We start from the raw sequence: 23,160 nt of genomic DNA, 5'->3' as shown, positions 1-23,160 counted from the left end.
TCGCCCGCGCCAAGTTGCCTGCGCCGCCGACGGAGAGCAGGCTCGAAGGGTGTCGAGGGTCGTCAGGGTGCCGTTCCTCGCGGGACCCTCGAGGTCGCAGGCCGCCCGCAGGGCGGTGGTGGCGGCGGTGCTGACGGCGTTGGTCGTCGTGCTGTCCGCCTGCACGCCCGCCGCCTCGGCCCACACCCGCAGCCCGGTCGCCTCCGGCACGGCCGGTACGTCCTCGACGACGACGCCCGCGACGCCGCCGACGACCTCCGTCACCGGGCGCGGGCCACTGGTCGTGGTCGGCCTCGGAGACTCCGTCATGTCCGGCACCGCGTGCGACTGCCAGCCCTTCATCGTCCGGTATGCCGCGGCCCTCGCCTCCCGCGACCACGCCTCCAGCGAACGCGTCGTCAACCTCGGCCACTCCGGACTGACCGTGCCCGGGTTGACGAGCCAGCTGGGCACCGGAGCCGACCAGGACGCCCTGCGCGCCGCCTCGGTCGTCGTGGTCACGATCGGCGCCAACGACCTCGTGCCCCTGGTGGACCGGTGGCGGGACGACGCCTGCGACGACGCGTGCGTGCGCGACGGGGTGGCCGGCCTCGCCGACCCGCTGGCCGTCGCCCTCCGGCACGTGCGGACGCTCGCACCGGACACGGCACGCATCCTCGTGACGACGTACTGGAACGTCTTCGAGGACGGCGACGTGGCCGATGGCGACTACGGCGCGGGGTTCGCGCAGTGGAGCGACGACGTGACTGCAGCAGCGAACACACAGATCTGCGATGCAGCGCAAGGGATCGGGGCCACCTGCGTCGACCTCTACCGTCCGTTCAACGGTGACGGCGGCAAGGACCCCACTCCTCTGCTCGCCGACGACGGCGACCACCCCAACTCCGCCGGCCACGCGCTCATCGCCAGGACCCTCCTCGAGGCCACGCCCTCGGGAGCGCCCTGACTCAGGCGGCGTGGAGCCGCTTCGACAGCCAGTCGAACGCCGGGCCCATCACCGTCGACCACGAGTGGAAGTTGTGGCCACCACCGGGGATGACGACCGAGGTGACGCTCATCGGTGACCGGACCAGCGACAGGAAGTGGCGGGTGTCCGAGATCCCGGTGTGGCCCTTCTCCGCAGTGCCGATCGTGGCCAGCACGGAGACCGGCGGTGCCGGTTGGTGCGCCAGCAACCACTCCGGGCTGTTGAGGTCGCGCAGCACCGACGAACCACCCCACAGGTCGCCCGTGGTCGTGTCCCGCAGCGTGTGGTAGTACCCCGACAGGGAGACCGCCGTGGAGAAGACGTCGGAGTGGGCCATCGCGAGCTTCACCGCGCAGTACCCTCCGGTCGAGTCCCCCATCGCGCCCCACCCGGTCGGGCGCACCCGGTAGGCCGACTCGACCGCGGACGGGACGTCCTCGGCGAGGTACGTCAGGGCCTGCGGGCCGGCGGGGACGTCGGTGCACTCGGTGTCGCGCGGTGGCGCGACCGTCGGCCTGAGCATCACCAGCACCATCGGCCCGGCCCTGCGCTGCCCCATCTCCGTGAGGAGGGTGTCTGGATAGTGCTGTCGCTGAACCAGATTCGCGACAACCCCCGGATAGCCGGTCATCACCTCGACGGCGGGAAAGGTCCGGTGCGCCGAGGCCGGCTGGAAGTACGCGGGCGGCAGGTAGACGAGGGCCTGCTCCGACAGGTCGCTGCGCGCACCCCGAACCGTCACCGTGTCGACGCGACCTCGCGTGGCCCACTCCGTCGGCGTGGACCAGGAGGTGGGTCCGCTCTTCACCGCGGGCAACGCTCCTGCAGCACCGACGTGACCCTGCCTCGGGCCGGGGCCGCCGTGGGTCGGCGGCAGGGCCACCGCGGCCTGGGACGAGCCACCGAACAGGTCGGACCACGAGCCGTAGAAGTAGCCGTAGTTGTTGGCACCGGCCGCGAGGAGCAGCACGACCAGGGCCTGCGAAGACCCGACCAGCGCCGCCCGCTGGAGCACCCGCACCGCGCGGGGCCCGCGCACCCGCGACCATCCCACCACCGTGGCGGCGACGACGAGGACGAACAAAGAACCCAGCGTGACCATCAACGGCCAGCCCAGCAACGGCACGACCACCACCTCGTTCCACATCACTCGCTCCACCAGAGCAGCCACACTCTGCGCCCCACACCTGCGAGGTTGCCGGACGCTGGCTGTGAGGTTGCTGAGGCACCGTTCGTGCTGGTGGGCACGCACCGTCGCGGCATAGCGTGGGGCACACCCGGCCCGTGGCCAGCACGGACCCAGCCAAGGAGGACACCGTGGCCAACCTCGTCGTCCACTTCGAGATCCACGCATCCGAGCCGCAGCGGCTCATCGACTTCTACGGCCAGCTGCTCGGGTGGTCGTTCACCCAGTTCGGTGACATGCCGTACTGGTCCATCGAGAGCGGCGAGGGTGCGATCACCATGGATGCGCCCGGCCGGGGCATCAACGGTGGCCTCACCCAGCGACGGGGTCCGGCGCCCGAGCGGGGCGCTCCGGTCAACGGCGCGAACTTCGTCATCGGCATCGAGGGCAGCGTGGACGAGGTGTTCGCGAAGGGGCTGGAGCTCGGGGCGTCCGAGGCCGTCGCCCCCGAGGACATGCAGGGCGTCGGCCGGGTCGGGTACCTCCTCGACCCTGACGGCAACGTGTTCGGCCTCATCTCGTCGTTGCTGTCCGACGGCACCGACGCCATGGCGCGGTAGGCACCGAGCCGCGCACCAGACGACCCCCTCCCGGCTGCCGGGAGGGGGTCGTCGCGCGCCGGCTGGGGGTTGCCGGGGCGGTCCGGGGCCTGCGGTCAGCCGACCCGGGGGGTCAGCCGGCTGCCCGCCGGCACCGGGAAGGGGTGACCGAGGTTGGCCAGACGTCCTCGTACCTGGTTCTGCGCCTGGCAGTTGCTCGTGCAGGTGGTGGGCGGGTTGGCGACCTCGGTCGAGTCCGCACCGGTGACGAAGCCCATCCGTCCCCCGCTGGCGACGTCCCAGACCGAGACCCCTCCGCAGTGTCGGACGCTCGGCGTCACCGCGGTGGCCGTGTTGCAGGTGGGCTGCGGCACGCGGGTCGCCACCTGCGCGCTGTCACGCACCACGAACTGCGGCGAGACGTCGTTGGAGATGTTGACGCGCGGGGTCACCTGCACGCAGAACTGTCCGGGCGGGCCCGTCTGCACGCTCGTGCAGCCCGACCCGAGGAACTGTCCGGCCTTGGCGCGGAAGTTCGGGTTGTCGTAGTAGAAGGGCGTGAGGCCGGCGGTCGTGGAGGTGGCCAGCGTGTGCGTGATGCGGGTGGTCGTGCCGTCCGAGCGCTGGGGTTCCATCTGGAAGATCCCGCCCTGGGCGCAGTCCTTGGCGCTGAGCGTCATGGACAGGCCGGTGCCGGTGCGCTGCAGGGAGAGGTTCTCCCCGTCGAGCTGGACGGTGATGGCGCTGCTGAGAACGAGCCCGCGGTGGTTCGGGACCTTGCTGGCGAAGACCGGCGTGAACCGGCCGCCGGTGATGTCGAGCTCGTTGGCGGCGCCCGTGAACGCCTGGTTGAAGACTGCGAAGTCCGAGGACCGGACGTCGAACTGCGCGTAGCGACCCCGGACGGCGAACGCCGTCCCCAGCTGGGCCGCGGGGATCGTCGCGCGCACCCGGTCCGTCCCCGCTGCAGCGACCGTGGCCCCGGTGGCCCGGTTCACGAGGCGGAAGCCGCCGTCGGTGCAGCCCTTGCTCGAGGCCGCCTGGGCGGGTTGGGTCGCGGCGAGGGCCGAGCCGACGAGCGCGGCCACGACGACCCCCACCCGCAGGGCGTTGGTGATGCGTGCCATGTGTGTCTCCAGGTGTCAGGGGGTGCGTCCGTGTGGTGCGCCCACCCTGATGCCCTGCAGCGGACAGCAGCAATTGGACCTAGGTCGTAAGACCCCCGCCGGAGCGACGCGGAGCAGCCGTGCCGGGCTCGCCCAGGGTCCGGGCGAGGGCATCGAGCGCCTCGCGCTGGACCGTGAAGTAGGCCCAGCGTCCACGTTGTTCGCGTCGCACCAGCCCGGCATCGGCGAGGATCTTCATGTGGTGCGAGACGGTGGGCTGGGAGAGGCCGACGGGCTCGGTCAGGTCGCAGATGCACGCCTCCGCCCCCGGTGCCGCAGCGATGAGGGAGACGAGACGGACCCTCGTCGGGTCACCCAGGGCCTTGAACCGGTGGGCGAGCTCCTCCGCGTCCGCGACGTCGAGCACCCCGGCGGTCATCGGTGCGCAGCACGTGGCCGGGTCGTCGGCCACGGGCAGCCGGGCGCGGGTCGAGGAGGGCATGGACCGATCCTCCACCACGCATTGACAAATGTAAATCAATGGGTCAACGTTCACCTCGCCGACGCCCATGGACCCGAGGAGTGCTGATGGACGAGCCCCCCGTCGCGGGGCCAGCGCCACTGGCTCGTCGACTCCTCGCCGAGTTCGTGGGCACCGCCCTGCTCGTGGCCATCGTGGTCGGCTCGGGCATCGCCGCCCAACAGCTCTCACCGGACGACGTCGGCCTGCAGCTGCTGGAGAACAGCACCGCGACGGTGCTCGGCCTGACCGTCCTCATCTTGGTGTTCGGCCCGGTGTCCGGCGCACACTTCAACCCCGTCGTATCCCTCGCGGACTGGTTCCTGGGGCGGCGGCAAGGGCACGGGCTGGGCGCCACCCACCTCGCGGCATACGTCGTCGCCCAGGTCGGTGGAGCGGTGGTGGGTGCGGTGCTCGCCAACGCGATGTTCGACGTGGGTACCTCCCTCTCGACCAAGGACCGCGCCACGCCCGGGCACCTGCTCGGCGAGGTCGTGGCCACGGCCGTCCTGGTCACCCTCGTCTTCGCCCTGGCCCGCACCGGGCGCGGCGCCCTCGCGGCTCCCGCGGTCGGCGCCTACATCGGGGCCGCCTACTGGTTCACCAGCTCGACCTCGTTCGCGAACCCCGCCGTGACGGTGGGGCGGATGTTCTCCGACACGTTCGCGGGGATCGCGCCCTCCTCGGCGCCGGGGTTCGTGCTCGCGCAGCTCGTCGGCCTCGTCGTCGGGTCCGGGCTGGTCCTGGCCCTCTACCCCGACGCCGGCGAGCGGACCGACGACGTCGTCCTGCCCCATCCCGCACCGACCGAGAGGCACCAGCGATGACCCTCGAGACCGGCCCCCGGCCGTCCGTCCTGTACGTCTGCGTCCACAACGCCGGACGCTCCCAGATGGCCGCGGCCTACACGCACCGCCTGTCCGCCGGCGCTGTCGAGGTCCGCTCAGCAGGGTCGGCACCAGCCGAGTCCATCAACCCCGCCGTCCGCGAGGCGATGCTCGAGGAGGGCATCGACATCTCGGCCGAGAAGCCCAAGATCCTCACCACCGACGCGGTCCAGGCATCCGACGTCGTCATCACCATGGGGTGCGGCGACACGTGCCCGATCTTCCCCGGCAAGCGGTACGAGGACTGGACCCTCGAGGACCCTGCGGGGCAGGGCGTCGACGCGGTCCGCCCGATCCGGGACGACATTCGCCGACGCGTCGTCCAGCTCCTGTCGGAGCTCGGCGTGGAGCCGGTCTCCTAGTCACGTCCGCGGGGCCCTGAGCGTGGGTTGCTCAGGCGACCTTGTGCCAGTTCTGGCAGTGGGCGGTCTCGAAGAACGCGTCCGAGGACCTGATGGTCACGACCGCCTTGCCCGTACCCGCACCACGCTGGATCACCGCCGTCGCCTTCCCGTCGAGGTCGCGCAGTCGCGACCAGCTGCACTCGCCCTGCGTGGCACCGGCCGACTCGTAGGTGCCCGGAGCGATGCCCTTGCCCACCAGGTAGGTGCCGACCTCGCCGAGGTGCCACACCCCCTTGGCAGCGGTTCCGGCCGCAGGTTTCTTCGCCGTCGCGTCGTCGCTGGCCACCGACCTGGCCACCTGGGTCGGGTCCAGGGCGTGCAGCCGACGCGCCTCACTCGAACCCGTGGGCTTCACGCCGGTCGTTGCTGCCCCCGTCGGGTGACCCAGGGCCCGGCTCTGCTGCTGACCCGACGACGTCGAAGGGTTCGAGCGGGCGTCCCCCGAGCCCACACCCATCGCCAGCGAGACGGCGACGCTCCCGGCGGCGACCACCGCGAGGCCCAGGGCCACCGCGGCCGTATGCCTGGGTCCACGCCCGCTGGTGGACCTCGTCACTCGTTCTTCCATCACGCTCGCCCTCGATCGCGCAACGCCCGACGACCTGACCCCGGGCCAGCTCGACGCCACCGTGGCAGAGCCACCTTCGACATTTCTTGGGCTCACCTCGCCGCGTGCCGGGGGGATCTCGGGCCGGGACGACGAAGAACCCCGCCTGCCCGGCGCCATCGGCGCGGTCCAGACGGGGTTCTCTCGGGGTGGAGCTGCGGGGATTCGAACCCCGGGCCTTCTCATTGCGAAGGCATTGACCGTCTTTGCAACGTCTGCCGGTGCGCTGCGACTGGTACCGATCAACCTGCATCTCGGGGCATGGTTTGGGTGCTGGGGGCACGCCGGGGGCACACGCGACCACGCGGGTCTGCGCAGTGACCAAAGCTCTCGCGACGCCACGGTGACCGGCTGCGATGCCGGTACGGAGCCCGACCCCACGGGTCGGAGAGCTCGAGCCACGACTGAGGTGACGGCTGGGGCTTACGGCAGCCAGGCACGCGCCGGCCCCTGCTGTCGCCAGCGCAGTAGGAGGTGATCTACGCCTGAGTTGAGAGCAGCGTCTCGGAACTGAACCGAGGCGCTGCTTTCGTGTGCGCGGGGTGCGCGTAGGGCGCGAAGCGCCCGAAGCGCGGGGCCCCGCGCTGGCGGCGGAGCCGCCCTTGAGCCAGTAAGGAAAGTTCTCACGAAAGGTCCGAACCTTGGCTGCTAGAACGTCCGGATCTGCCGATGTTCCGAACAGGATCCGGTTCGAGCCATTCCAGCCGCCGAGGCTCCACCGGATTTCCAGTGAGGCAGAGGCGGCGCGTCTGCCTCGGTCCCGTCCGTCAACTGCGCACAGTTCCAGGAGGTCTTGGCCGGAAACTGATCCGCTGGTGACGTCGAGGGAACTTGTCGCTGTCTCGCACCGCAACCGTTGCGCAACTGTAAAATGAACCATGCAAAGACCGCGTACAACCTCCCCTTCCATGGGCGCAGTGGCCGCCGTCGCTGGGGTCTCGAAGACGACGGTTTCGCATGTCATCAACAAGACGAGACCTGTCGCTCCTCACACGGAACAGTCCGTTCTGCAGGCGATGGCTCGCTTGGGCTACGTCGGCCCCGGCCACACCGGGTCCGTTCCCGACGCCATGACCATCGGCATCGCGATGTCCGCGATGTCCAATCCATACTTCGGGACCGTCGTGCAGTCGATGGATCGGCACGCTGTCCTTGCGGGGTACTCGCTGCTCTTGGCGGACACCCACGACGACCCCATGAATGAAGTGCGCGCCATGACCGACCTGCTGAGACGGGGGGTGAGCGGAGTGATCCTGGCACCATCGTCCGAGCCGACAGCGGCCCTGGCATACGCGAAGCGGAACGGGGTCCCGGTGGTGCTCATCGACAGGATCTTGGCGCTGGAGCACGACCAGGTCGGCGTGGAGAACGTCGAGTCCACTGCCGCTCTGGTCACCCACCTGGCGAACCATGGCCACAGCCGCATCTCCTTCATCAGCCCGAGACCCGGCCTCACGACGACCGATGAGCGGCTCAGGGGCTTCGAGCTGGGCCTCAGTCGCATGGGCATCCACGAGCCGGCATCGGTGATCCTCGGGTTCGACGGCGAGGACCTAGCTCGAGAACTGTCTGAAGGACTCGCGGCTGCGAACGGGCCGACAGCGGTCGTCACGGGCAACAACCACGCGACCATCGAGCTCATGAAAGCTGCTCGAGCGTTGCAGATATCGATTCCGAGTGACCTGGCCCTCGCCGCCTTCGACGACTTCGAGTGGTCGGACTGCTTTCATCCACGCCTCACAGCCGTTGAGCAGCCGACGTCCTCGATCGGTGCGCAGTCGGTGGAGCTCCTGCTCAGCCGACTGGTTGATCCCGAACGGCCTGCGCGCACGGTGCGGATGCAGCCGAAGTTTATTGCGCGCGAGTCGTGCGGCTGCCTCGCCGATCCTGAGCGCGACGTGCCGCATGAACTTAGGTATGGTGCGCCGCCGCTCTGAGGCTCGATGCCGGGTACTGGCGGGCGTTCAGATGGCAGTGATGACGCGGTCGGGGGGCAGCCGATGCTCCTCGATCAGGCGCGTGTTCGCTTCATCACTGCTGCGGACCCAGCTCTCCGCGGCCGCCGACGACTTGCCGTACTCCTGATGACGGCGGACCAGACGTCGTAGCCGTTCGCTCGGGTCGAGCTGGACGTAATAGGTCAGCGTCAACAGGGAGCGCACCTCACGCCAGATGGGTTGGTCCAGAAGGAGGTAGTTCCCCTCCGTGACGATGATGGGAACCTCGGGGCCGATGGCTACGGCTCCTGCGACAGGTTCCTCGATCTCGCGACGGTACTCGGGGGCAAAGATGGTTGGGCCACCCTCGAACTCCCCTTGAGTCCTGATGCGCCGAAGGAGGACCAGAAACCCCGCGGCGTCGAAGGTCTCCGGGGCTCCGCGTCGATCAGCCATGCCCAACTGCCTCGTCACTGCGGCGGAAAGGTGCCACCCGTCGAGTGGCACAAGCACTGCCTGGGTGCCCAGCTCGGCGCACACCTGCGCTGCGAGTGTCGACTTGCCTGATCCTGGTGCACCCGCGAAGCCGACGATGATGCGGCGGCCGAGGTCGGCGAGCAACGCCTGGATCTCGTGGGCGATCTGGCGTGGCGAGAGATGCACCGGGACGACGCCCGGGCGGTGCAGAGTGTCGGCTTCCCCACGCCGCGCTGGTGGCGTGCGCTCGCTATCCATCGTCGCCCAGGGTCAGGGTCGGTTCGGAGGTTCTTGATTCGTGGTCGAGGGTGGCCTGCGTGGCCGCGCGGGCGCCGAGTGCGTGGAGGTCGGCGAGCGCGCGGGTGTAGGCGTCGGTGAACCGCGGCTGGTCGGCGAGGTCGCCGAACAGGTCCGGGTCGCGCAGGAACGCGCACGGGTCGTCGAGCTGCTGGGCGGCGCGGGCGACGACGGCGTCCTTGCGGCGGTCCACGACCTCGATCGGGTTGCCCTGTTCGTCCTTCCCCTCGGCGTACCGGGCCCAGGAGGCCACGATCAGCGCGGACACGTCGACCGCGCCGCCGGTGCCGAGGTTGTGGCGGATGACGGGCACGAGCCATTTGGGGATGCGGTCGCTGGACTCGGCACAGAGCCGGGTGAGGGGGTCTCGGATCTCGGGGTTGGCGAACCGTTCGAGCAGCTGGCGCCGGTACTCCGCGAGGTCGACACCGGGCACCGGTTGGAGGGTCGGGCTGGCCTCCTGCTCCATGAAGGTCGCGAGCATGCGGACGAACAGCGGGTCCTGGCAGACCTCGTGCGCGTACCGGTACCCGGCGAGGTAGCCGAGGTAGCACATCGCCTGGTGGCTGGCGTTGAGCAGCCGCAGCTTCATCAGCTCGTAGGGCACGACGTCCTCGACCAGCTGCACGCCGGCGTCCTCCAACGGCGGGCGCCCCTGGGTGAAGTTGTCCTCGAGCACCCACTGGCTGAACGGCTCGCACACGACCGGCCACAGGTCGGTCACGCCGAACTGGTCGGTGAGCCGCTCGATGTCCTGCTCCGTCGTGACCGGGGTGATCCGGTCGACCATGCTGTTGGGGAAGGCCACGTTGGCCTCCATCCAGTCGGCGAGCTCGGGGTCCTTGAGCCGCGCGAAGGCACAGATCATCCGCTTCGCGACGTCGCCGTTGTCGGGCAGGTTGTCGCAGCTCATCACCGTGAACGGCTCGCGACCCTCGGCGCGGCGCCGGGCGAGGGCGGCGACGATGTACCCGAAGACCGTCTGCGGCACCGCACCCGGCTCGAGGTCGGCCTGGATCGAGGGGTCGTCGGCGTCGAAGTCCCCGGTCTCCTGGTTCACCAGGTAGCCACCCTCGGTGATGGTCATCGACACGATCCGGGTGCGCTCGTCGACCAGCCGGTCGACGACATACCCACGGTCGAGGGGCGCGAAGACCACCTCCACGAGCGAGCCCACCACCCGGGCCGACCACTTGCCGTCCGGGTGCTTGACGATCAGCGTGTAGAGGCCGCGCTGGGCGTCGAGGGTGTCGATGACCCGCCGGTCGTGCGGCAGCACGCCGACCCCGCAGATGCCCCAGTCGAGCGCCTGCCCCTGGTTCATCAGGGTGTCGAGGTAGACGGCCTCGTGGGACCGGTGGAAGCCGCCGACGCCGAAGTGGACGATCGAGGCCGTCACCTGCGACCGGTCGTAGGTGGGTTGGGCGACCCATTCGGGCACGACGGGGAGCAGGGTCGCCCCGGTCGCCGCACGCGGGTGGGCGAGGTGGTGTTCAGGCATGTGGATCCTTGCCGAGTAGGAGATGCGGAAGATGGGGGCTCAGCCGGTGCGACCGTGCGTCGCCCTCAGGGCGCGGGCTGCCGGGTTTGGCGTGTAGCCGAGGCGGTCAATTGCCGCTTGCACCTGTCGTCGCGTATTCGCAGCGACGCCCGGTCCGTCGTTCGCCACCCTCGACACCGTCGCGATGCTGACGCCGATCGCAGCTGCGACATCACGCAATGTGGGTTGTGGTTGAGGCATGACGCAGGCCTACTTGATTGCGCCCATGGACAACCCGCGGACCAGCTGTTTCTGCGCGACCCACCCGGCCAGGATGACGGGGAGGGCAGCGATCGTCGCAGCGGCCGAGAGCACCGCGAGGAACTGTCCGCGTCCGTCGACGAAGCTGCCGAGGAACGGCGGCGCGGTCCGGGCTGCGTTGCTCGTCAGCAGGGTGGCGAGGAAGTACTCGTTCCAGCTGAAGATGAAGCTGATCAGCGCGGCCGCGGCCACGCCGGGCAGCACCAGGGGCAGGACGATCCGCACGATCTCGCGGTAGAGCCCGGCTCCGTCGACGCGGGCGGCCTCGACGATCTCGAACGGCACCTCGAGGAAGAACGAGCGCATCATCCACACGGTGACGGGCAGGTTCACGGCGCCGTAGACGACGGCGAGCATGTAGATGTTGTCGAGCAGGCCGAGGTTCTTGAGGATGATGTAGAGCGGCAGGACCACCGCGGCCATCGGCATGAAGCGCGTGGAGATGAAGAACGACAGGGCGCCCTCGACGTTCTTGACCCGCCGGATGCTGAGCGCGTACGCGGCGGGGATGGCCAGCACCACGGCGATGATCGTCGCGGTCACCGACGCGGTGATCGAGTTGATCAGGTAGCCCTTCATCCCGCGGTCCATCGCGAGCTGGTAGCCGGTGGTGACCGGGCTGAAGAACACCTTCGGGTTGATCGACGAGGCGACCGACTCCGGCTTGAAGCCGTTGATGATCATCCAGAAGACGGGGAAGAAGAAGATCAGGACCAGTACCCACGTGAGTGTGGTGACGAGGCCTCCTCGGACGGTGCGTGTCATCGGCTTCCTCCAGCCATGAAGACCTTGAACAGGGTGCGGAGCGCGATCGTGGCCACGATGATCGTGAGCACCACGGTGATGACCCCGTAGGCCGCGGCCTGGCCGACGTCGAGGCCGATGAAGGCCCGCTCGTAGAGCAGGTAGGCGAGGGTCTTGGTGCCGCCGGTGCCCTTGGTCAGGATCGCGATCGGGTCGAAGACCTGGATGATGATGACCGCGCCCAGCAGGACGCCGATCTCCACGTACATCCGCAGGTGCGGCAACGTGATCCAGGTGAAGATGCGCCATGGGCCGGCGCCGTCGACCTGCGCCGCCTCGAGGATCCCGGTGTCCTGGCCCTGGAGCCCGGCCAGCAGGATCAACATCATGAACGGCGTGAACTCCCACGTCAGCACGATGACGACCGCCAGCAGCGGGTGCTCGGTGCTCCACGACACCACCGGCAGGTGCAGGGTCCGCGACAGCCAGTTCAGCATCCCGATGTTCGTGTCGAACATCGAGTACTTCCAGATCAGCGCAGAGGCGGCCGGCATGATCAGGAACGGCGTGATCATCAGCGTGCGGGCCACCGCTCGACCGCGGAAGGAACGGTTCAGCAGGAGGGCGAACATCATCCCGAAGAGCAGCGAGAACACCACGGCCAACGCGGTGATCATGACGGTGGCGACGATGGACGGGCCCAGGTCACCCGAGGACAGCGCCGACGCATAATTCTTGAATCCGGTGAACCCGCGGTCCGCGGGATAGAGCAAGTTCCACTTGAGCGCCGAGTAACTGAGGGTCACGAGGAACGGGATTTGGGTCAACAGGACCAGGAAGATGACGGCCGGCAGCAACAGCCACCGCGCGGTCCACACCTCCTTACTGGTGGTCTTGACCCGCCGCTTGTCGGTGGCGGCCTTGGCGACGACGGTGTCGGCCACGAGATAGCACCCCTTGTCGATGGGTCTAGTTCCGGTCCCTGTGAAGAGCTATGGATGTTGGAGCGCGATGGTGGGGTGCCGGAGTCGTGCGCGAGTCACGACTCCGGCACCTTGTCCGTCCTTGCCGTGCGTGGGAGAACGGACGTCCTCAAGGAGGTGCGGCGCTACGACTTGTGCGCCTCGCCCGCCTTCTTGGCGATGGCCTGGCACTTACTCAAGGCGTCATCCACCGTGCCGCGGTTGGCGATGTAGTCCGCGACCAGCTGGGCGCACTGGTTGCCGACGTCCTGGTACTCGGGGATGGACACGTACTGGATCCCGACCCATGACTGGGGGTTCACGCCCGGCTGCTTAGGATTCACCGAACTCATGACGTCCAGCGTCAGGGGCGCGTAGGCCGCAGCAGCCTTCTTGTACTCGGGGATCTCGTACGTGGAGGTGCGAGAACCGGGCGGCACGTTGGACCAGCCGATCTTGTTGCCGACGAGCTTGATGTAGTCCTTGCTCGTCGCCCACTTCACGAAGTCGATCGCGGCGTCCTTCTTCTTTGTCGAGGACGGAATCGCGAGGTTCCAGCTCCACAACCAGCCGGACTCCTTGGTCTTGTCGACCGGCATGTGGGCGTAGCCCATCTTGCCCTTTACCGGGGAGTCGTCGGCCTCGAGCATCGAGGCGGCGACGGAGGCGTCGGCCCACATGGCGGCCTTGCCTTCCTTGAGCGCCGTCAGGCACTCGTTGAAGGAGTAGGACACCGGGTCCTTCTCACCGGAGGTGTCAAGCAGAGTCTTGTAGAACGTGACCGCCTGCTTCCACTCCGGCGTGTTGACCGTGGCGTTCCAGTCCTTGTCGTACCAGCTGCCGCCGAAGGTCTGGACCACCGTGGTCAGGGGACCGAAGAGGTCGCCCCATCCGGGCTTGCCGCGCATGCAGATACCCGCCTGCTTGGGGGAGTTCATCTTCTTGGCGGCGTCGGCGACCTCCTGCCACGTCGGGTTGTCGGAAAGCTTCACACCGGCAGCTGCAGCAGAGTCCTTGTTGTACATGAGGATCGAGGACTCGCCGTAGAACGGTACGGCGAAGAGCTTCCCGTTGTACGAGTTGACGTCGCGCACCGGCGGGAGGATGTCGTCGATGTCGTAGCTGGAGTCCTTCTGCAGATCCGGGGTGAGGTCCACGAGCCAGCCGTTCGCACCCCACTGCGGGGTCTCATAGGCGCCGATGGTGACGATGTCGTACTGGCCGGCCTTGCTCGCGACGTCAGCCGTAACGGCCGCGCGCAGGTCGCCCTCCTCCATCACCTGGAAGTTGATCTTCGTCCCGGGGTGAGCCTTCTCGTACTCCCCCTTGAGCTTCTCCATGTCCTTCATCTGACCGTTGTTCACGGTGGCCAGGTTGAGCGTGACGTTCTTGCCATCGCCGCCACCGCCACCGCCACCGCTGGAGACGGCCCCTGATGAGCAGGCTGTCACTGCGAGGCTCACCCCCACAGCGCCCACCAGCAAGCGAGTTCCGCCTCTAGGCATGACCCAACTCCTTCGTTGTGCTTGACCTGGCCCATCTCGGTTCCGGGCCTCAGCTCGTCCGAGCGTGCGAACAGTGGACCTGTGCGCAACGCGTTGCGCAACACGTCGCGGAGAACGATCCATAACGACTTGATAACGCGGAGGGGTCCGCGTCCACCAGCCCGGACCTCCACTCCTCCGTCGAGGACAGGCCTGACGGCTGGCCATTGAGCGGCTGAGTTGATGGGAACCCATGTCTTCCATGCAGGGACCTCGGCCATGAATCGCGTTGTGCTGCAACTCTTCTCGCTGCTCGTCCGGAAGCGAGCCTGACCAGTGCGGGACGTGCACTCGGAGAGCCACCGGAGGTCGTTCCCAGCCCAAGCCGTCGGGACCTGACACACTCCGCTGAGCAATCCGCACATGCCGCAATTCGCGCTCCTTCAAAGTTGGAATCGACGTCGGCAAACGTAAAACTCCGGTCAAGACTTCCTCGCGCGCCTTGCATCCCATGGACTGGATTGCAGGGGGCGGGCAGCGTGAGTGCTGTCGCGGATCCCAGACGCGGCACCACCATTCGGCACAGAGCCGAGGGACGACGCGTGAGGAGGTGTGGGCATGGCGGACGTCACCGCTCCGACCGCCGGCTCCACGACGCTGCCTCGGCTCCTGACCACAGCCGAGGTTGCAGACCTCCTCTCCGTGACCCCCTCGACGTTGTGCCGGTGGAGGCAGCAAGGGATGGGGCCACGCGTCGCGTGGCTGTCGCCAAGCATCCCGCGCTACCAGCTGTCCGACGTCACGGCGTGGATCGAGAGAGCCGCGTCATGACCATCCGCAAGGAACCGTCCGGGCGCTTCCGGGCCGTGATGAAGGTGGGGCGCGAGTACGTCGCGGGCCGCACCTTCGACACCAAGCGGGACGCCCAGGCATGGCTGACTCGCGAGCGCGCCGCGCTCACGGGTGGTGTCGACCCACGAGCCGGGAGGGCGACGGTCCGCTCGCTGCTGCCCGTCTGGCTCGAAGAACGACGCCAGTCCGTCTCGGCCAAGACCTACGTCGCCGACGCAGCGCTGCTCCGACTGGTCCCGCAGTCGCTGGCAGCCTTGTCCGTCAACGCGGTCACCGATCGCGAGGTCAGCCGCAGCCTCGTGACCCTGACCGGTGACGGCCTGGCCGAGTCGTCGGTGCGCCGGTTCCGCGCGTCCCTGTCCTCGTTCTTCGCCTGGGCCGTGCGGGAGCGCCTGATCCTCATCAACCCAGTGCTGAGGACCAGGGTCCCTAAGGCCAGCGAGCCCAGGACGGAGATGTACCCGTTCGGGGAGGAGGACCTCGAGCGCATCCACAACACCGCCAGCGCTCGTGACCAGCGCCTCGCGGACATCCTCCTTATCGCCGGTTGGACCGGGTTGCGCTGGTCGGAGCTGCGGGCCGTCAGGGTGCGCGACTTCGTCGAGGTGCCGATGCCGACACTGGTCGTCCAGCGGGCCGAGCCTGAGGGCGTCGCCACCAAGACGACCAAGTCGGGACGATCGCGACGGGTGCCGGTGGCCGACCGGGTCCTGCCGCTCGTCCGGGCCATGTCCACCGGCAGGGAGGCGGACGCTCCCCTGTTCGTCACCGCGTCGGGGCACCGCCTGCACGCGGGGGCGTTCAAGCGCACTCTGCGCTGGTCGACCCTCGCCGAAGGCCGGCGCATCCACGACCTGAGGCACACCGCCGCGTGCCTCTGGCTCGCTCGGGGCGTCGACCCGGGCACTGTCCAGGCGTGGATGGGGCATGCGTCGATCGCGACGACGAACCTCTACCTGCACCACCTCGGCACCCCCGCCGACCGGGCCGGACTAGCCCGTCTCAACGACCGGGGGCACGCCGGGGGCACACGTGAGGGGGCGGCGTCGGAATGACAACGCAGAAACCCCGCCCGACCCAGCACGTTGGTGCAGGTCAGACGGGGTCCCGATGGGGTGGAGCTGAGGGGATTCGAACCCCTGGCCTTCTCATTGCGAACGAGACGCGCTACCAACTGCGCCACAGCCCCTTGATGCGGACGAAACGATAACACCAGCAGTGCCCCTCACGGAAAACGGCACCCCGGTATGCCGCGGACGACCGTCCGTGCGCGCGTCGCCCGTGCGCCTGGCGAGCTGCCCGCCCGCGTTCAGCCCACCTGGGCGCGCATCACGGTGGCTCCGCTGTCCACCAGGCGGATCTCGATCGACTCGATCTGGCCGACCGACCACGGGGTGACGCCTCGGGGGTGCATGACGCGTCCGGCCCGAGCCGTCCAGTCCTTTACCAGCATGTCCCGACCGTCGCGGCCCACCACCCAGATGGCGTACCGGATCCCCGGGTATCCCCCGTCGCCGGAGCCGGTCGTCGCCGAGCCGGTCGACCCCGTCGCAGCGGTCGAGCCGCCCGAGGAACCGCTCGACGGCATGGACCTGCCGGTACCCATCCGGCCACGCGTGCCGGTCATGGCACCCGACCCGGTGGAACCCGAGCCCGTGGCCCCCGACGTTCCGGAGGCACCCACGCCGGAGCCAGTGCCGCTGCCGGTGCCGCTGCCGCTGCCGCTGCCGCTACCGGCGCCGGTTGCCGTGGACTGCGCGTACTGGCACTCCACCCGCAGCTCGGTCCCCTGCGAGGTCGGGACGACGTCGACGACGGCGGTCATCGGGGACGCGCTCACGGGCGCGAACGCCAGGCGACTGCGCCCCTGGGCCAGGGTCGACGAAGGGCCAGCGCCGGGGACGGCGTCACGGGAGGCGGACACGGCATACCCGCCGACGCCCCCGATGAGGAGGGCAGCCGCCGCGGCGGCCATGGGAGCCAGCCACCGCTGGCGCCACTCGGACGCGTGCGGCAGGCGGGGCATGAGGGACGCCGGCGGGTCGGGGACGGCGAAGGGGTCGGCGAACGGTCCGGCGCCGTCGCTGCCGCCCGAACCCGACTCGACGGCGATCGCCTCGGCCGGACTGAGCTGGCCGAGCAGCCCGGGCAGGCCGGCGAGCTCGGCCACGGCGGCGCGGCAGCTCAGGCACCCGGACAGGTGCTCCTCGTACTCCGCCCGCTCGCTGCCGGAGAGGGCACCGAGGACGTAGGCGGCATCCCACTGGGCGTACTGGTCGGTGTCGTTCATGCCCGGGTCACCCCCTTCTCCTGCAGGGCGAGGCGCAGGCTCCGCAGTCCGTAGTGGAGTCGCGACTTCACCGTCCCCTCGGGGATCCGCAGCTCAGCGGCGATCTCGGCCACCGTCCTTCCTTCGTAGTAGGCCGCCGCGACGACGCGGCGGTGATCGGCCGACAGGGTGCCGAGTGCGTCGGCGATGAGCCAGCGGTCGAGCACCTCACCGGTGCGGTCCGCGACGAGCGGGTCGACCCAGTCGAGGCCGGCCACCTCGTGCCGGTTGGCGGCGCTGCGCCAGCGGTCGACGACGAGGTTCCGCACGACCGTGAACAGCCAGGCCCTCGCCTGCGCCTCGCTGCGCCCGCCGAGCTGCGGGTCGCGCCAGGCGCGCAGCAGCGACTCCTGGACGAGGTCCTCGGCGACCTGGGGGTCGCGGGTCAGGCGCAGCGCGAACCGCCACAGCTCCGGGGCATGCCGGTCATGCAGTCCCTGGAGGGCCGCGTGCCGCTGACCAGCCTCCACCACCACTCCTTCGCCGACCGACGCCGACATCTGTGATCCTCCCGCTCCGGCCCTTCCCGGTAAAGGACGAAATGCCCGGCCCTGGGGTTCACCTCGGCCGCAAGCTCGTCGGGACCGGCCCGTGAACAACTGCGCAGCCCATCTCGTCTATCCGGCATGGAGATCAACGGCCTGCCCGCCCATGCCCTGCTCGTCCACCTTGTCGTCGTCCTGCTCCCCCTCACGGCCGTGGCGGCCATGGCCGTGAGCGTCTGGCCTGCGGCGCAGCGCAAGCTGACCTTCCTCGTCCCGCTGGGAGCGGTGGTCGGCCTCGTCGCCGTCCCCGTGACCACACGGGCCGGGAACGACCTGGCCACCAAGCTGGGCAACCCGGCGTTCATCGACCACCACCGGTCGTTGGGCTCGATGGTGCTGCCGTGGGCGGCGGCCCTCGCCGTGACGACCGTGGCGCAGTGGCTGGTGCTGCGGCGCGAGCAGCCCGACCGCAGGATGCGGCTGGGCCTGGCGGTCCTGGTCCTCGCGAGCGCGGTGGGCACCGCGGTGATCGTGGCGCTCGCGGGCGATGCCGGCGCCCAGGCGGTGTGGGGCAAGCGCTAGCCGGCAGCCGGCGACCCTCGGGTCTCGGGTCGTGCCGAGCGGGTCAGGCGCCGGCGACGCGGCGGACCGGCTCCTGCTCGTAGCGCGCGAACTCGGTGTCGGCGTCACCGACGAGGTCCGCGGAGGTGGGAGCCGGGCGGGTCGCACGGGACTTCATCGTGTAGGTCGGGCGCGGGACGGGCACCGGGTCCCAGGTCAGGGGGATGTCGTCCTCGTCGACGAGGGGCATCCGCGGCGCCGCGGCTGCCGGAGCGGCAGCGGCATGGGCGGCAGGACTGCGCGTCGCCACCGCGGCGGGTGCGGCGAGACCGCGCTCGACCTCCTGCACGTCGTAGAGCTCGTCACGCACGGGCGCCGCGACCGACTCGGCGACCGGCTCGGCCTCCTCGGAGGCGCGCTCTGCGTCGGGGCCGGCGGTGGGTGCCGCGTGCTCACGGGGAGCGGGGCGCCCCGAACGCTGCAGGCCCTGGTCCCGGCGGTGTGCCGAGGACTCGCTGCGCTGCGACCGGAGCTCCGCGGAGGGGCGACGCGCCTCGCGGCGAGCAGCCTGCTCGGTGGCGACGGCCTGGCGGAGCCAGACGACCGCACCCGCGGCGGCGGCCAGCGGCACGAGGATGCCGAACCACGGGACGACCCCGAGGGCTGCGAGCGGCACGGAGAGGACGAAACCGGCGAGGGCGGCGAGCAGGGTCAGCCCGCGAACCGCACGCGCCGGTCGGACGACCGGCGCCGCCTCGACGTCCCAACCCTGACCCTCGTCGTCGGTGTCGACCGAGGCGTCCCAGCCACCGGAGCGGCGGGGCGAGTCGGGGACCGCGTCCGCGACGGGCGTGACCGCACCGGAGGGGGTCATCGTGAAGGTCGTGGTCTCGGCGCGCTTGACGAGCACCTGGGCGCGCACCGCGCGCGCCGGGCTCACGGCATACGAGGGTCGGGCCCGGGTCGAGAGGTCCGTGGCGGGGAGCGGGGAGCGGCGCTCGAGGACCCGCATCGTCTCGGAGAACTGGTCGACGGACTGGGCGGTGGCGAGGTGCTCGCGGCGACGGACCCAGTACTGCACGAAGTAGGCAGCCCAGACGGCGATGATGACGAGGAAGATGAGACTGCTGGGCTGCACGAACACGACGTTAGGTGCCGTGCGCGGGACCCTCGGGGACGTGGGGCGGTGTGTCGCCAATGTGACTGGTGTGATTGGTGTGCAATCGCTCCACGAGCGTCGCCCCACCGAGGTCCTCGCGCGTCAGCGCGAACGTCCGGTGGTCGCGCCACTGACCGTCGATGTGCAGGTATGCCGCCCGCCGGCCCTCGTCGCGAAAGCCCAGCTTGCGCACGACGGCAAGGCTGTTGGTGTTCTCGGGGCGGATGTTGACCTCGATGCGGTGAAGGCCCATCGGGCCGAGCGCGTGGTCGCCGGCGAGGGCCAGGGCCATCGGCACGATGCCCCGACCTGCCACCCGCCGGTCGATCCAGTAGCCCGCCGAGGTCGACAGCAGCGAACCCCACGAGATGCCGAACAGCACCAGCTGGCCCACGACCTGCCCCTCGGTGCGGATCGTGAACGGCATCATCCGCCCGGCCCGACCCTCGCGGTTGTAGTGCCGCACCAGGCCGCTGAAGGACACCGGGCGGGGGTCGTCCTCGGGGGCGGTGGCCTCCCACGGGCCGAGCCACTCGCGGTTGACCGAGCGCACGCGCACCCAGTCCTTGCGGTCACGCCGGCGGAGGGGGTCGAGCAGCAGCTCCTGACCAGCCGTCGTGCGGCCAGCGAGCTGGACCGGCCACGGAGCCATCAGGCGCGCCACGTCGACATCAGTGGTCGCCGCCCCGGATCTGCGAGAGCGCGTGCCGCAGCACGGGCTCGAGCACGGCGAGGCCGTCCTTGACCCCGCCCGAGGACCCGGGGAGGTTGACCACGAGGGTCGATCCGGCGATGCCGGCGAGTCCGCGCGAGAGCATGGCCGTCGGCACCCCGGCTCGGACCCCGGCCGCGCGGATCGCCTCGGCGATGCCGCTGACCTCGCGGTCGAGCAGGGGCCTGGTGGCCTCCGGGGTGCCGTCGGTCGGCGAGAGCCCGGTGCCTCCGGTGGTGATGACGAGGTCCGGCTCCGCGGCCAGGACCGCCTCGAGCGCCTCGCGCACCGCCGGCCCGTCCGGGACGACCGTCGGGTCGCCGACCTCGAAGCCCCACTCGCGCAGGGCCGCCACGATCAGGGGTCCGCCCCGGTCCGGGTAGACACCCCCGGCCGCCCGGGTGGAACAGGTGACGACGAACGCCCGTGGCGCCTCCGGCACCCCCTCGGTCGCCTGCGTCGGGTCGCTCACGTCGTCTCCTCCACCCAGTCGCCGGACCGACCGCCGGACTTGGCGGTGACCCGGACGTCGGTGATGCGGGCGTGCTTGTCGACCGCCTTGACCATGTCGATGAGTGCCAGGGCGGCAACGGCGACAGCGGTGAGCGCCTCCATCTCGATGCCGGTCCGGTCGGCCGTGCGGACCGTGGCCCGGACGTCGACCCCGTCGTCGGCGACGTCGAGGTCGACGGCCACGCCGTGCACGGCGATCGGATGCGCCAGGGGGATCAGCTCCGGAGTGCGCTTGACCGCCTGGATGCCGGCGATCCGGGCCACCGCGAGCGCGTCACCCTTGGGGACGTTGCCGTCACGGAGGGCGCCGATCGCCTTGGGGGACAACAGGACCCGACCGGCGGCACTGGCCTCCCGGGCGGTCACCGACTTGGCCGACACGTCGACCATGTGCGCGGAGCCGTCGGCGCGGACGTGGGTCAGCCGCGAACCGTCCGGCCCGTCCGGTTGGCCACCGGTGACTTGGCTCACTGGCCCTCCCGACCGAGCAGGGGAAGGCACTCGAGGGCGTCACCCTCGTCGACCTGGGTGACGTCGGGCGGGATGACCGCGAGCGCATCGGCAGCCGCGAGGGCGCCGAGCATGTGCGACCCCTGACCACCGGCGAGCCGGGCCCGGTCGTCGTCCAGGACGACCCGCATGAACTCCATCTTCCCCGGGATCGAGCTGAACGACTCTGCCGCCACCGCGGGCACGTACCCCGGGGGGAAGGACGGCTCGGGGCGACCGGCCATGGCGCGCAGCGCGGGGGCCACGAACACGTGGAACGACACGAGCGCGCTGACCGGGTTGCCCGGCAGGGTGAAGACCGGGACCTGCTCGTCCCCCAGCACCCCGAAGCCCTGCGGCATGCCCGGACGCATGGCGACCTTGTCGAACTGCACCGTGCCGACGCGCGAGAGCACCTCCTTGACCGTGTCGAAGGCCCCCATCGAGACCCCGCCGGTGGTGATGATGGCGTCGGCGCGGACGAGCTGGCCCTCGAGGGTGGCCATCAGGGTGCGGGCGTCGTCGGCAACCCCGCCGACGCGGTAGGGCGTGGCACCGACGGAGGTGACGGCAGCGGTGAGCATGACCGAGTTGGAGTCGACGATCTGGCCGAAGGCCGGCTTCTCCCCCACCTCGACGAGCTCGTCACCGGTGGAGATGACGACGACGCGGGGACGCGGGACGACCCGCACCCGGGCGACCCCTGCGGCGGCGAGCAGGGCGATCTGCCCGGGGCCGAGCAGGGTGCCGCGCCGGAGCACGACGGTCCCCTCCTCGACGTCCTCGCCGACCTCCCGCACGTGCTGGCCGACCACGGACGCGGCCCGGATGCTGACGCGGACCACCCCGCCGTCGGTGTTCTCGACGGCCACGACGGCGTCGGCCCCCCGGGGCATCGGTGCGCCGGTCATGATCCGCATCGTCTGGCCCTGGGCCAGGGAGAGCGCGTTGGTGTTGCCGGCCGCGATGTCGTTGACCACGGGCAGCACGACCGGGTGCTCCTCGGAGGCGGACGCCACGTCCGCGGCGTGCACGGCATACCCGTCCATCGCGGAGTTGGTGAAGCCGGGCAGCGAGCCGCGCGCGGTCACGTCCTCGGCGAGGACGCAGCCCTGCGCATCGAGCACACCCTGCTCGAACGGCCTGATGACCTTGACGGTCCCGAGGATCCGGGTGAGGTGCTGCTCGACGGAGATCACTGGGAGGCGGCCTTCGCGTCCCGGCGCTCGGCGGCGAACTCGTCCAGCCAGCCGCCGAAGTCGGCACCCAGCTCGTTGTGGTCCAGGCCGAGCCGCACGACGGCCTTGAGGTAGTCGAGCCGGTCGCCGGTGTCGTAGCGGCGGCCGCGGAAGACGACACCGTGCACCCCGCCGCCGGGCTCGGAGGAGCCGGCCAGGGTCTGCAGGGCGTCGGTCAGCTGGATCTCGCCGCCGCGTCCGGGCGGCGTCTGCTCGAGCACGCCGAACACGGACGGGTCGAGGATGTAGCGACCGATGACGGCGAAGTTGCTCGGCGCCTCGGACGGGTCGGGCTTCTCCACCAGTCCGGTGATGCGCACGACGTCACCGTCGACCTCGTCGACCGCGGCGCAGCCGTACAGGTGGACGGACTCCGGCGGCACCTCGAGCAGCGCGATGACGCTGCCGCCCTTCTCCTCGCGGACGCACAGCATCTCCTCGAGCAGGTGGTCGCGGGCGTCGATGAGGTCGTCGCCGAGCAGCACGGCGAACGGGTTGTCGCCCACGTGCTCCTTCGCGACGTGCACCGCGTGCCCGAGCCCCTTGGGCTGGCCCTGGCGCACGAAGTGCACCTTCATCGCCGCCGACTCGCGCACCCGCTCGAGGCGGAACGTGTCGCCCTTGGCCTCGAGCGCCTGCTCGAGCTCCCACTGGTGATCGAAGTGGTCCTCGAGGGCGTTCTTGTTGCGGCCCGTGATGATGAGGACGTCGTCGAGCCCGGCGCGCACCGACTCCTCGACGACGTACTGGATCGCCGGCTTGTCGACGACCGGCAGCATCTCCTTGGGCGTCGCCTTGGTGGCGGGGAGGAAGCGGGTCCCGAGTCCAGCTGCGGGGATCACGGCCTTGGTGACAGGTCGGGCGGGCTGGCTGCTCATGCGTCCCACCCTATTCGGCCCCGGCC

General features: G+C 70.1%; 26 protein-coding genes and 2 tRNA genes. 8 read left to right on the top strand and 20 right to left on the bottom strand.

The annotated features are described in order from the left end of the window. The first annotated feature begins 49 nt into the window (after positions 1-49). Positions 50-946, top strand: coding sequence for an SGNH/GDSL hydrolase family protein (locus tag ACYVKF_RS12715; protein WP_460966780.1), 897 nt, complete (start codon positions 50-52; stop codon positions 944-946). Position 947: 1 nt separating this feature from the next. On the opposite strand, the gene ACYVKF_RS12710 is transcribed toward ACYVKF_RS12715, so the two are convergent. Then, positions 948-2,126 carry an alpha/beta hydrolase gene (locus ACYVKF_RS12710; protein WP_460966778.1) on the bottom strand — a complete coding sequence of 393 codons (1,179 nt, stop codon included), beginning with the start codon at positions 2,124-2,126 and terminating at the stop codon, positions 948-950. Between the two features lie 125 nt (positions 2,127-2,251). Here ACYVKF_RS12710 and ACYVKF_RS12705 point away from each other — a divergent pair, with 125 nt between their 5' ends. Further along, complete coding sequence (locus ACYVKF_RS12705; RefSeq protein ID WP_460966776.1) at positions 2,252-2,713, top strand: VOC family protein; 462 nt, start codon at positions 2,252-2,254, stop codon at positions 2,711-2,713. A 95-nt stretch (positions 2,714-2,808) separates the two neighbouring features. Here the strand turns inward: ACYVKF_RS12705 and ACYVKF_RS12700 are convergent, their stop codons facing one another. Then, a complete protein-coding gene (locus ACYVKF_RS12700; protein WP_056919764.1) occupies positions 2,809-3,819 on the bottom strand; it encodes a hypothetical protein in 1,011 nt (336 codons plus the stop codon). A gap of 79 nt (positions 3,820-3,898) precedes the next feature. After that, entirely contained in the window at positions 3,899-4,300 is a 402-nt protein-coding gene (locus ACYVKF_RS12695; RefSeq protein ID WP_460966774.1) for an ArsR/SmtB family transcription factor, read from the bottom strand. A gap of 86 nt (positions 4,301-4,386) precedes the next feature. Between ACYVKF_RS12695 and ACYVKF_RS12690 the strand changes: the two genes are divergently transcribed. Both ACYVKF_RS12690 and ACYVKF_RS12685 read left to right on the top strand, forming a co-directional pair. Further along, positions 4,387-5,145, top strand: coding sequence for an aquaporin (locus ACYVKF_RS12690; protein WP_460966772.1), 759 nt, complete (start codon positions 4,387-4,389; stop codon positions 5,143-5,145). Continuing rightward, positions 5,142-5,567 carry an arsenate reductase ArsC gene (locus ACYVKF_RS12685; RefSeq protein WP_056916522.1) on the top strand — a complete coding sequence of 142 codons (426 nt, stop codon included), beginning with the start codon at positions 5,142-5,144 and terminating at the stop codon, positions 5,565-5,567. The genes ACYVKF_RS12690 and ACYVKF_RS12685 overlap by 4 nt, the downstream gene beginning before the upstream one ends. Before the next feature lie 31 nt (positions 5,568-5,598). Here ACYVKF_RS12685 and ACYVKF_RS12680 read toward each other — a convergent pair whose 3' ends face one another. Together ACYVKF_RS12680 and ACYVKF_RS12675 are read right to left on the bottom strand one after the other, a co-directional pair. Then, positions 5,599-6,165: a hypothetical protein gene (locus ACYVKF_RS12680; RefSeq protein ID WP_460966770.1), complete on the bottom strand. Its 567-nt coding sequence runs from the start codon at positions 6,163-6,165 to the stop codon at positions 5,599-5,601. A gap of 201 nt (positions 6,166-6,366) precedes the next feature. Continuing rightward, a tRNA-Ile gene (locus ACYVKF_RS12675) sits at positions 6,367-6,429 on the bottom strand. A gap of 695 nt (positions 6,430-7,124) precedes the next feature. On the opposite strand from ACYVKF_RS12675, the gene ACYVKF_RS12670 reads away from it, so the two are divergent. Next, positions 7,125-8,153, top strand: a complete 1,029-nt coding sequence (locus ACYVKF_RS12670) for a LacI family DNA-binding transcriptional regulator (protein ID WP_460966768.1) — start codon at positions 7,125-7,127, stop codon at positions 8,151-8,153. Positions 8,154-8,180: 27 nt separating this feature from the next. On the opposite strand, the gene ACYVKF_RS12665 is transcribed toward ACYVKF_RS12670, so the two are convergent. From ACYVKF_RS12665 to ACYVKF_RS12640, 6 genes are all read right to left on the bottom strand, one after another. After that, positions 8,181-8,888: a nucleoside/nucleotide kinase family protein gene (locus ACYVKF_RS12665; RefSeq protein WP_460966766.1), complete on the bottom strand. Its 708-nt coding sequence runs from the start codon at positions 8,886-8,888 to the stop codon at positions 8,181-8,183. Beyond that, positions 8,881-10,428, bottom strand: a complete 1,548-nt coding sequence (locus ACYVKF_RS12660) for a mannitol dehydrogenase family protein (protein ID WP_460966764.1) — start codon at positions 10,426-10,428, stop codon at positions 8,881-8,883. Before ACYVKF_RS12660 ends, ACYVKF_RS12665 begins: the two co-directional genes overlap by 8 nt. 39 nt (positions 10,429-10,467) lie before the next feature. Further along, entirely contained in the window at positions 10,468-10,668 is a 201-nt protein-coding gene (locus tag ACYVKF_RS12655; protein ID WP_460966762.1) for a LacI family DNA-binding transcriptional regulator, read from the bottom strand. Positions 10,669-10,677: 9 nt separating this feature from the next. Then, a complete protein-coding gene (locus ACYVKF_RS12650) occupies positions 10,678-11,493 on the bottom strand; it encodes a carbohydrate ABC transporter permease (protein ID WP_460966760.1) in 816 nt (271 codons plus the stop codon). Further along, entirely contained in the window at positions 11,490-12,416 is a 927-nt protein-coding gene (locus ACYVKF_RS12645) for a carbohydrate ABC transporter permease (RefSeq protein ID WP_460966758.1), read from the bottom strand. The genes ACYVKF_RS12650 and ACYVKF_RS12645 overlap by 4 nt, the downstream gene beginning before the upstream one ends. 164 nt (positions 12,417-12,580) lie before the next feature. After that, positions 12,581-13,897 carry an ABC transporter substrate-binding protein gene (locus tag ACYVKF_RS12640; protein ID WP_460966756.1) on the bottom strand — a complete coding sequence of 439 codons (1,317 nt, stop codon included), beginning with the start codon at positions 13,895-13,897 and terminating at the stop codon, positions 12,581-12,583. A gap of 639 nt (positions 13,898-14,536) precedes the next feature. Between ACYVKF_RS12640 and ACYVKF_RS12635 the strand changes: the two genes are divergently transcribed. Then, a complete protein-coding gene (locus ACYVKF_RS12635) occupies positions 14,537-14,749 on the top strand; it encodes a helix-turn-helix transcriptional regulator (RefSeq protein WP_460966754.1) in 213 nt (70 codons plus the stop codon). After that, positions 14,746-15,825 (top strand): tyrosine-type recombinase/integrase, encoded by a 1,080-nt coding sequence (locus tag ACYVKF_RS12630; RefSeq protein ID WP_460966752.1) that lies wholly within the window; start codon positions 14,746-14,748, stop codon positions 15,823-15,825. Before ACYVKF_RS12635 ends, ACYVKF_RS12630 begins: the two co-directional genes overlap by 4 nt. Positions 15,826-15,886: 61 nt before the next feature. Here the strand turns inward: ACYVKF_RS12630 and ACYVKF_RS12625 are convergent. The 3 genes from ACYVKF_RS12625 to ACYVKF_RS12615 form a co-directional block, all read right to left on the bottom strand. Further along, positions 15,887-15,959: transfer RNA gene (locus ACYVKF_RS12625), tRNA-Ala, on the bottom strand. A 120-nt stretch (positions 15,960-16,079) separates the two neighbouring features. Further along, on the bottom strand, positions 16,080-17,060 hold the full coding sequence (locus ACYVKF_RS12620) for an anti-sigma factor family protein (protein WP_460966750.1): 981 nt from the start codon (positions 17,058-17,060) through the stop codon (positions 16,080-16,082). Continuing rightward, positions 17,057-17,599 carry a sigma-70 family RNA polymerase sigma factor gene (locus ACYVKF_RS12615; RefSeq protein WP_056916519.1) on the bottom strand — a complete coding sequence of 181 codons (543 nt, stop codon included), beginning with the start codon at positions 17,597-17,599 and terminating at the stop codon, positions 17,057-17,059. Before ACYVKF_RS12615 ends, ACYVKF_RS12620 begins: the two co-directional genes overlap by 4 nt. Before the next feature lie 126 nt (positions 17,600-17,725). Between ACYVKF_RS12615 and ACYVKF_RS12610 the strand changes: the two genes are divergently transcribed. Further along, positions 17,726-18,166 (top strand): DUF2231 domain-containing protein, encoded by a 441-nt coding sequence (locus tag ACYVKF_RS12610; protein WP_056919762.1) that lies wholly within the window; start codon positions 17,726-17,728, stop codon positions 18,164-18,166. A 43-nt stretch (positions 18,167-18,209) separates the two neighbouring features. Here ACYVKF_RS12610 and ACYVKF_RS12605 read toward each other — a convergent pair whose 3' ends face one another. From ACYVKF_RS12605 to galU, 6 genes are read right to left on the bottom strand one after another with little or no spacing between them, the layout of a single operon-like run. Next, positions 18,210-19,283, bottom strand: coding sequence for a hypothetical protein (locus tag ACYVKF_RS12605; protein ID WP_460966747.1), 1,074 nt, complete (start codon positions 19,281-19,283; stop codon positions 18,210-18,212). A gap of 10 nt (positions 19,284-19,293) precedes the next feature. Beyond that, positions 19,294-19,956, bottom strand: coding sequence for a GNAT family N-acetyltransferase (locus tag ACYVKF_RS12600; protein WP_056917413.1), 663 nt, complete (start codon positions 19,954-19,956; stop codon positions 19,294-19,296). Positions 19,957-19,975: 19 nt separating this feature from the next. Continuing rightward, on the bottom strand, positions 19,976-20,488 hold the full coding sequence (locus tag ACYVKF_RS12595; protein ID WP_056919760.1) for a MogA/MoaB family molybdenum cofactor biosynthesis protein: 513 nt from the start codon (positions 20,486-20,488) through the stop codon (positions 19,976-19,978). After that, on the bottom strand, positions 20,485-21,000 hold the full coding sequence (moaC, locus tag ACYVKF_RS12590; protein ID WP_157581484.1) for a cyclic pyranopterin monophosphate synthase MoaC: 516 nt from the start codon (positions 20,998-21,000) through the stop codon (positions 20,485-20,487). Before moaC ends, ACYVKF_RS12595 begins: the two co-directional genes overlap by 4 nt. Continuing rightward, entirely contained in the window at positions 20,997-22,217 is a 1,221-nt protein-coding gene (glp, locus tag ACYVKF_RS12585) for a molybdotransferase-like divisome protein Glp (RefSeq protein WP_460966745.1), read from the bottom strand. Before glp ends, moaC begins: the two co-directional genes overlap by 4 nt. Next, positions 22,214-23,134, bottom strand: coding sequence for a UTP--glucose-1-phosphate uridylyltransferase GalU (gene galU / locus ACYVKF_RS12580; protein ID WP_460966742.1), 921 nt, complete (start codon positions 23,132-23,134; stop codon positions 22,214-22,216). The genes glp and galU overlap by 4 nt, the downstream gene beginning before the upstream one ends. Between the last annotated feature and the right edge of the window lie 26 nt (positions 23,135-23,160).

It is taken from the genome of Pedococcus soli (genome assembly GCF_054782575.1).
This window is presented reverse-complemented; position numbering and strand designations above follow the sequence as displayed.

Bases quoted from the DNA above. Each gene is read 5' to 3' on its own strand.
- ACYVKF_RS12660 (WP_460966764.1), bottom strand. From the start codon at position 10,428: ATGCCTGAACACCACCTCGCCCACCCGCGTGCGGCGACCGGGGCGACC.
- ACYVKF_RS12655 (WP_460966762.1), bottom strand. From the start codon at position 10,668: ATGCCTCAACCACAACCCACATTGCGTGATGTCGCAGCTGCGATCGGC.
- ACYVKF_RS12610 (WP_056919762.1), top strand. From the start codon at position 17,726: ATGGAGATCAACGGCCTGCCCGCCCATGCCCTGCTCGTCCACCTTGTC.
- ACYVKF_RS12635 (WP_460966754.1), top strand. From the start codon at position 14,537: ATGGCGGACGTCACCGCTCCGACCGCCGGCTCCACGACGCTGCCTCGG.
- ACYVKF_RS12665 (WP_460966766.1), bottom strand. From the start codon at position 8,888: ATGGATAGCGAGCGCACGCCACCAGCGCGGCGTGGGGAAGCCGACACT.
- galU (WP_460966742.1), bottom strand. From the start codon at position 23,134: ATGAGCAGCCAGCCCGCCCGACCTGTCACCAAGGCCGTGATCCCCGCA.
- ACYVKF_RS12630 (WP_460966752.1), top strand. From the start codon at position 14,746: ATGACCATCCGCAAGGAACCGTCCGGGCGCTTCCGGGCCGTGATGAAG.
- ACYVKF_RS12690 (WP_460966772.1), top strand. From the start codon at position 4,387: ATGGACGAGCCCCCCGTCGCGGGGCCAGCGCCACTGGCTCGTCGACTC.
- ACYVKF_RS12685 (WP_056916522.1), top strand. From the start codon at position 5,142: ATGACCCTCGAGACCGGCCCCCGGCCGTCCGTCCTGTACGTCTGCGTC.
- ACYVKF_RS12670 (WP_460966768.1), top strand. From the start codon at position 7,125: ATGGGCGCAGTGGCCGCCGTCGCTGGGGTCTCGAAGACGACGGTTTCG.
- ACYVKF_RS12700 (WP_056919764.1), bottom strand. From the start codon at position 3,819: ATGGCACGCATCACCAACGCCCTGCGGGTGGGGGTCGTCGTGGCCGCG.
- ACYVKF_RS12620 (WP_460966750.1), bottom strand. From the start codon at position 17,060: ATGAACGACACCGACCAGTACGCCCAGTGGGATGCCGCCTACGTCCTC.
- ACYVKF_RS12615 (WP_056916519.1), bottom strand. From the start codon at position 17,599: ATGTCGGCGTCGGTCGGCGAAGGAGTGGTGGTGGAGGCTGGTCAGCGG.
- ACYVKF_RS12695 (WP_460966774.1), bottom strand. From the start codon at position 4,300: ATGCCCTCCTCGACCCGCGCCCGGCTGCCCGTGGCCGACGACCCGGCC.
- ACYVKF_RS12600 (WP_056917413.1), bottom strand. From the start codon at position 19,956: ATGGCTCCGTGGCCGGTCCAGCTCGCTGGCCGCACGACGGCTGGTCAG.
- ACYVKF_RS12650 (WP_460966760.1), bottom strand. From the start codon at position 11,493: ATGACACGCACCGTCCGAGGAGGCCTCGTCACCACACTCACGTGGGTA.